The organism is Stenotrophomonas sp. YJH_SMC_94-11, from assembly GCF_059370435.1.
In genome coordinates this window covers 1-7,117 of sequence record NZ_JCAFTR010000021.1, presented here as the reverse complement: position 1 = coordinate 7,117, position 7,117 = coordinate 1, and the positions used below count along the sequence as shown (strand labels likewise).

Below are 7,117 nucleotides of genomic sequence, written 5' to 3'. Positions count from 1 at the left end.
GCTGCTTACATCCACGGCTTCTACAATCCAGCCCGGCTACACTCGGCGCTGGGCTACCACTCGCCTAACAACTACGCCCGGCAGCTCCGGGCTGCCGCCTGAAACGGCTTCATGGCGTCCGTTTTCAGGGGGCCAGATCAAAACGCCTCAACCCCGCGCTTTACTCGGATTCACCAGATTCCCGAAGAAGATCGCGTTGATCAGCAGCCTATCCGTCCCGTGCCAGTACTTGCGGTGCGCCGGGTCATCGGCAAACAGCACCACGTTGCCCTGCCCCTGCGCCGACACCAGCAGCCACGCGCTGCCCGCCACCCGCGCACGGTTGCGCTTGGAAAGATAGCCATTCACCCGCGGCGGCGTGTCGATGCGTACCACCGTCGAGAATGGGTTCGCACTCGGCTGCAGCGTCACCGTGTTCTCCTTGTTGATCGCCAGTTGCCGGCGCGGCACGCCGAACGCCAGCGGATGACTGGTGTCCACATCGGCGCTGAGGATGTTGCCGCTGACCCGCTCGATCGCGGCGATGTCGCGCTGGTCGCCGAATGCACGGCGGCTCTCGTCGGCAGTCTCTTCGTCCTTGCCGAGCTTCTCGCCGTCGGCGAGCTTCTGTTCGATCGCCCACTTCGAGGCACTGCCATAGGTCACCAATGAACCACCGGCCTGCACCCAGCGCTTCAGTGCAGCCACCGCCGCGGCATCGACGCCGGTATAGCTGCCACCGGACAGCACGATCGTGGTGTAGCGGTCCAGGGACACTTTGCCCAGCTGCTGCGGGTCCAACTTGCTGGCAGGCAAGTGCAACTGCTGGTCGAGCAGGAACCAGGCCGAGCCGATCTCGGTGGCGGCCACCCCCTCCCCCATCACCAGCGCAACCGCGGGTTTGCGCAGCGCCTTGACGCCGTCACTGCCCAGATCGATGCCTTCGCGGCTGCGGCCACTGGACAGCGCGTGCACCTGCACACCTGCCTCGCGCGCGGCCGATGTCACTGCCTCAAGCAGCGCCGCGCCCTGCAGCGTTTGCCCGGCAACCGGAATCACCAGGCTGCCGGCGGCGAAGCTGACGTCGCCCTGCGCGGTCGCCGTGGTGAACGGCTGGAATGCCGCACGTGCGCTCACGCCCTTGCCCTGCAGCGCGGCCAGCGCGCGCCCGGCGTTGTAGTCGCGCCAGTCGATCGCGTACGCGAATCCGGCCTGGCCACCCAGCACCGCGCCCTGCTCCGCCGGCAGCGCAGTCACGCGTGCGCCACCCTCGATGCGGCTACGGCTGCCGGCGAAAGCCACGCCGTAGGCCGGTGCGATCGCATAGCTGGTGCTGCCGTAGAACACATCCCCCTTGATCGGCGGTGTCTCGGCAAAGATCGAATGCACCAGGCGGAACTGCGCCTGCTGCACCGGCACCACGTAGGCGCTGCCGGCATCGAAGCGCTGCCCATCGACGGTGATTGCACGCTCCAGCGCGCGTACCTCGATGCGATGCAGCAGCAACAGTTCCAGCAGGCGGCGGGTCAGTGCCGGATCATGCACATCACCGAACACGAAGCTCTTCACCGGCTGCTGTGCGGCCTGCTTCAGCGCGCTCTGGAAGAACTGCTTCTGCAGGTCGAACAGGCCGCTGCGCTCAGTTACCGCACCACGCACCGTGCCCAGCCCGGTGGCGACCTGGTTGCGGATGGTGAACGGGAAGGTCAGCAGGCCGTTCACCGACTCCTGCACGCGGCCGCGCGAGCTGGCCTGCTCGACGGTGACGCCGACGGCACCATGGAAGTCCGGGTAGGTGGAACCGTACACCGGCGAGAAGTTGTCGAAGTTCTCGCCGGTGTAGTACAGCGAACCCAAGGCATCCAGCGCCTGCGCGTGGTACTTGGCCAGGGTCTTGTTGAATTCATACGACGCCGCCGGAATCAGCGGGCTGTGCATGCTCTTCGGCGAGGGCTCGAAGTAGTAGGTGCTGTCCTTGCCCATTTCGTGGAAGTCGATCTGCACGTTCGGGTACCACTGGTGGAACACCTCCACCTTCGGCCGCGAGTCCTGCTGGGTGAGGGCAAGCCAGTCGCGGTTGAGATCGGTGAAGTAGTGGTTGGTGCGGCCCTGGGGGAACGGTTCGACGTGTTCCTTGTCGGCCGGGTCGGCCGAGGCCGGATCGGAGGCCCAGGCGTTGTGCCAGTTGGCCGCACGATCGCGGCCATCCGGGTTCTGTGCCGGATCGAACAGCACCACCGCGTGCTGCAGCCACTGCTGGGTTTCGGCACTGCGGTTGGCCACCAGGTAGTAAGCAGTCAGCATCGCCGCCTCGGCACTGGACGTCTCGTTGCCATGCACGCTGTAACCCAGCCACACCACCACCGGGCTGTCACCGGCCGCGCTGCGCGGTTGCGCCGGATCGGCCAGGGTCGCGTGCTGTTGGCGCAGCTGTTCCAGCCGCGCGTGATTGCCGGCGGCGGTGACGGTGGCGATCAGCAGCGGGCGGCCCTCGTAGCTTCGTCCGATCTCGCGCACGCTGATCTTGTCCGAGCGTCTGGCCAGCTCCTGGAAGTACGCCACCAGTTGGTCGTGCCGGGTGTAGCGGCTACCGATCGGGTAGCCGAGGAACTGCTCCGGCGTCGGCACCGCTGCATCGAAGGCTGCCGCATCCGTGGCCTGCGGGAAGAAATAGGCACTCTGTGCCTGCGCCGGCTGCGGGCAGGACAGTACAGTGGCGGCGGCAAGCAGCAACGGAAGAACGGCACGGCGATGCAAGGACACGGTGACTCCCCAGGAACACAACGGCAGACAGTTGCGCGGCCGGTCCCTTCAGGTGGCCGGCCGCGGCGGATGGATCAGAAGCGGTAATCGAAGCCCAGCGTGAAGTAGCGGCCGCGCAGGTCGTACTGGCTGAAGTCGTACGGTGCGCGGATGCCCGGGAACGAGGCGTCGTACGGCGGCGTCTTGTCGGCCAGGTTCTGCACCTTGGCGTACACGGTCAGCTTGTCGATACCGGTGTAGGCCAGGTACAGGTCGTACTGGCTGTAGCTGCCGACGCGCTGCTGCACCGCCTTGGCTGCGGTGCTGGCTTCCTGGCGGTAGCTGCTGGTGTAGTACCAGGTCACGGCTGCGTTGAAATCACCGTACTTCCAATCCAGCGTGGTGGTGGCCTTGTCCTTGGGCAGGGTCGCGCCCAGGTTGCTGCCGGCGTAGTCGACCAGCGGGCCACCGACCACGGTCGGGCGACGGTAGTCGCGCACGTGGGTGTAAGCCGAGGACAAGGTGAAGTCACCCAGCACCGCGGTCGGGATGCGCTGGCGCAGTTCGACGTCGATGCCGGAGGTCTTCAGCTCGCTCAGGTTCTGGTAGCGGTTGTAGACCGCCTGCAGCTTGCCGCGCTCATCGCGCTGCACCGCGCCAGCCACGTTGTCGTTGACCAGGGTCTGGGTGTTGTTGGTGCCGACCAGGTTGTCCAGCTGGATGCGGTAGTAGTCCACGCTCAGGTTGGTGTTGGCCCACGGCGACAGCACCACACCGAAGTTCACGCTCCTGGTGCGCTCGGGCTTCAGTTCGTTGTTGCCGACGGTGAAGAAGGTCGGGTTCTGCCGCGAACCCGGCACATCCGGATCACGCGGATCGACCACGCTGCCATAGGCGATGCTGGTGCTGTTGGAGTTTTCCGACAGCGACGGCGCACGGAAGCCCTTCGACGCCGACGCACGCACCAGCAGGAAATCCAGCGGCTGCCAGCGCAGGCCGATCTTCGGCGAGAACGCATCGCCGAAATCATCGTAGTGATCGGCACGCGCGGCGGCGGACAGCTCCAGCGTCGAGGCCAGCGGCACGTTCACTTCGGCGTAGGCGGCACTGACCTGGCGCTGGCCATGTACTTCTGCGATGGCCGGGCGCACCTGCAGGCCGGCATCGATCTGCCACGGGTTGTTGGAATCGAGCTTTTCGCGGCGCCACTCGGCACCAGCGGCGAAGCCGATCTCGCCGGCCCAGGTGCGGCCCAGGCTGCCGGAGATCTTGGCATCGATGCCCTGCAGCTTGGACTCGGCCGGACGCAGCGTGGCGATGTTGATCGAATCACGCACTGACTGCGGCGTGGCTGCCGGGTCAAGCAGGTTGTAGCTGCCCGTGGACAGTGCGTTGGCCAGCGCCCAGCGGTTGGCGAAGCCGCCGGACACGCTCTCGCGCTCGCTGCTGCGCGCACCGAATGCGGCCACTTCCCAATCCCAGTTGGCGGTGGTGCCACGCAGGCCGAACACGCCGCGATAGGCGGTGGAGCGGTTGGTCTTGATCGTGCCGCCGAGGTCGAAGAAGGTGTACTCGATCGGGATCGCACGCCCGTACGGGTTGTACGGATTGCTGGCCGGCAGCAGCGACGACACCGGCTCGGCCAGGCCGCTGTCCGCGTTCAGTGCGAAGCGGCCGCTCTCCAGGGTGAAGAAGGGGCTGCTGCCAAACCAGGCAGCGCTCTTGATCTGGCTGTACAGCACTTCGCCGAAGGCTTCGACATTGTCGTTCAGGCGGAAGGTGCCGTTGGCATAGGCCTGGTAACGCTTGGTCGAAGGGATCAGCGTGGTGAACGGTGCCTGGTTGAAGCCGCAGGTATCACCGGACAGGCCATCGATCGGCGCGCTGGCAACGCGGGTGGTGCCGGCCGGGCAGTTGCCGTTGGCATCGAGCATCGGCACCGACACGCCGTTGACCAGGTAGCGTGCGCCCTTGGCCGACCAGCCGTTCCAGCGGCCACCAGGCTTGTCGGTGTAGATGCCACTGCGGGTCAGGTTGCGCTCGTCCTGGTCCAGGCGCTCGCGGTTGTAACCCTGCAGGCTGAAGAGGATGTTGTAGCCGTCGGTGTCCAGATCACCGAGGCCGCCGACGAACTTCAGGTTCTGCTCGTGCAGGCCGCCCTGGTCGGCACCGCCGAAGCTGCCGCCGATCTCGGCGCCTTCGAAGTTCTGCCGGGTGATGATGTTGACCACGCCGGCCACGGCGTCGGAGCCGTACACCGCCGAGGCGCCGTCCTTGAGCACTTCGATGCGCTCGACTGCGACCAGCGGCAGCGCGTTGAGATCAACGAACGTATCGGACAGGCCGCCGGCCGGGAAGCCGTAGTTGGCCAGACGGCGGCCGTTGAGCAGCACCAGCGTGTTCTTCTGCGACAGGCCGCGCAGGCCGATGCCGGCCGAGCCGGAGGCCCAGCCGTTGTTGGTGGTTTCGTTGCTGGCGTTGCCGGTGTTGGCCGAGATCGAACGCAGCACGTCGGCCACGGTGGCCTTGCCGGTCTGTTCCAGCTGCTGGCGACCGATCACCTGCACCGGGTTGGAGGCCTCGGTATCGGCGCGCTTGATGTTGGAACCGGTGACACGCACGGCGGCCAGGGTGCTGGCTTCGCCACTGGCGTCGGCGGAGGTTTCGGCGGCGGCGGACAACGGCGCGGCCAGAGCGACGGCCAGGGCCGCCACGAGCAGGGTGTGCTTGGGCATGACGATGTGGGGGGGTGGTAAGGACGACGAAGTTCCGCAGTAGTCCATGCCTGGCCGGCGCCCGGCCAATAACATCTCTTCATACGGATATAAGAGAAACTATCATCTCTTCATCCGGATGGAAAGAGTCACTTCACGAAAGCCCGGCGTCCACTCAGGCTGCCGGGCCGCCTGCGGCGTACAATTGCGCCATGGAAATCTTCAAAGTCTTCATGCTCGAGGCGGCGCACCGCCTTCCCAACGTGCCGCCGGGGCACAAGTGCGCGCGCCTGCACGGCCACTCGTTCCGGGTGGAACTGAAGGTCGAGGGCGAGCCCGGCGCGCAGACTGGCTGGATCATGGACTTCGGCGACGTGAAGGCGGCTTTCCAGCCGATCTATGACCGCCTGGACCATCACTACCTCAACGACATCCCCGGCCTGGAGAACCCGACCAGCGAGAATCTGGCGGTGTGGATCTGGAACGAACTCAAGCCCAGCCTGCCGGCGCTGAGCGAGATCACCGTGCACGAAACCTGCACCTCCGGCTGCCGCTACCGCGGTCCGACGGCTTGATCAACCCATTGATCTGAAAGGTGTTTCAAAGGCGCCCTGGGCGCCTTTGTTATTTTTGTTGCATTGCCACATCAAGAGCGTATGCTGCACTGCATCAAGCCACTCCCTGATGCCCCATGGCCGCCGCCTTCAGCGATCGCTTCAGTGATGCCACCCGCCAGCTCGCCGCCGCAGCCACGCGTGCGAACCGGCTGGCGTTGGAGAACGCGGAAAGCATGTTCGGCGTGCAGTTGAAGGTGATGGAGCGCAACCTGACCGCGACCGGCGGCTGGCTGGGTGAACTGGCCCGCAGCGACGACACGGCCGGGATGCTCAACAAGGGCGCACAGCTGTGGCAGGACAACCTGCAGCGGCTGGGCCAGGCCCAGCAGGATGTGGTCGGTCTCGGCCTGCAGGCCAGCAAGGCGTGGTCCGAACTGGTGCAGGGCTGCAACGAATCAACGGCGGACGCGAGCAACCACTGACGCGACGCAACGCTCATTGCGTGGGTCCCTCCCCCCACGCAATCCGGACCCGGCAGATCCCTCCCTCTGCCGGGTCTTTTTTTGCCCGTTGTCTGGATTGAAGAGCGCTTCCTCGTCTGGATTTCCTGCGAACTGATGGGCCCCGCCGGGGCAGGCAGGGGTCTGGGCAAATGTCCCCCGGCGCCGGCCGTTGGCCGTCACCTCCTCCTTTACTTTGCCCAGACCCCTGCCCGCCCCGACGAGGCTCGGCGTGCGGTGGGGAGAGCGCAGCACGCGCGGCCGCCTTTCAAGGAAGCGCCGACAAGCTCCGAACGCCGGGCGGAGGCCCTTGCGTACGAAGTAAAGGAGGAGGTGACGGCCAACAGCCGGCGCCGGAGGACATTCGTACGCGAGGGCCTCCGCCCTGCGCCACGCAGAATGAATCCGCCACAAGCGTGTCTTCGTCTCGATTCCCCGCGAACTGAGGGGCCCCGCCGGGACAGGCAGGGGCCTGGGCAAATGTCCCCCGGCGCCGGCCGTTGGCCGTCACCTCCTCCTTTACTTTGCCCAGACCCCTGCCCGCCCCGACGAGGCTCGGCGTGCGGTGGGTAGAGCGCAGTGCTCGCGGCAACCTTTCAATGACGCGCCGACGAACTCCGAACGC

The 7,117-nt window shown here is 66.2% G+C and carries 4 protein-coding genes; 2 read left to right on the top strand and 2 right to left on the bottom strand.

All coding sequences use genetic code 11. From position 1 onward, the window contains the following. Positions 1–147 precede the first annotated feature (147 nt). Entirely contained in the window at positions 148–2,742 is a 2,595-nt protein-coding gene (locus AC5P74_RS20070) for a M14 family zinc carboxypeptidase (protein ID WP_346608066.1), read from the bottom strand. Between the two features lie 74 nt (positions 2,743–2,816). Next, positions 2,817–5,456, bottom strand: a complete 2,640-nt coding sequence (locus tag AC5P74_RS20065; protein WP_346608067.1) for a TonB-dependent receptor — start codon at positions 5,454–5,456, stop codon at positions 2,817–2,819. A gap of 191 nt (positions 5,457–5,647) precedes the next feature. Between AC5P74_RS20065 and queD the strand changes: the two genes are divergently transcribed. After that, positions 5,648–6,010 carry a 6-carboxytetrahydropterin synthase QueD gene (gene queD / locus AC5P74_RS20060; protein ID WP_005407953.1) on the top strand — a complete coding sequence of 121 codons (363 nt, stop codon included), beginning with the start codon at positions 5,648–5,650 and terminating at the stop codon, positions 6,008–6,010. A gap of 116 nt (positions 6,011–6,126) precedes the next feature. Next, positions 6,127–6,474, top strand: coding sequence for a phasin family protein (locus AC5P74_RS20055; RefSeq protein WP_171957946.1), 348 nt, complete (start codon positions 6,127–6,129; stop codon positions 6,472–6,474). The last annotated feature ends 643 nt before the right edge of the window (positions 6,475–7,117 follow it).

Coding starts and splice junctions, on each gene's coding strand:
- AC5P74_RS20065 (WP_346608067.1), bottom strand. CDS start 5,456: ATGCCCAAGCACACCCTGCTCGTGGCGGCCCTGGCCGTCGCTCTGGCC.
- queD (WP_005407953.1), top strand. CDS start 5,648: ATGGAAATCTTCAAAGTCTTCATGCTCGAGGCGGCGCACCGCCTTCCC.
- AC5P74_RS20055 (WP_171957946.1), top strand. CDS start 6,127: ATGGCCGCCGCCTTCAGCGATCGCTTCAGTGATGCCACCCGCCAGCTC.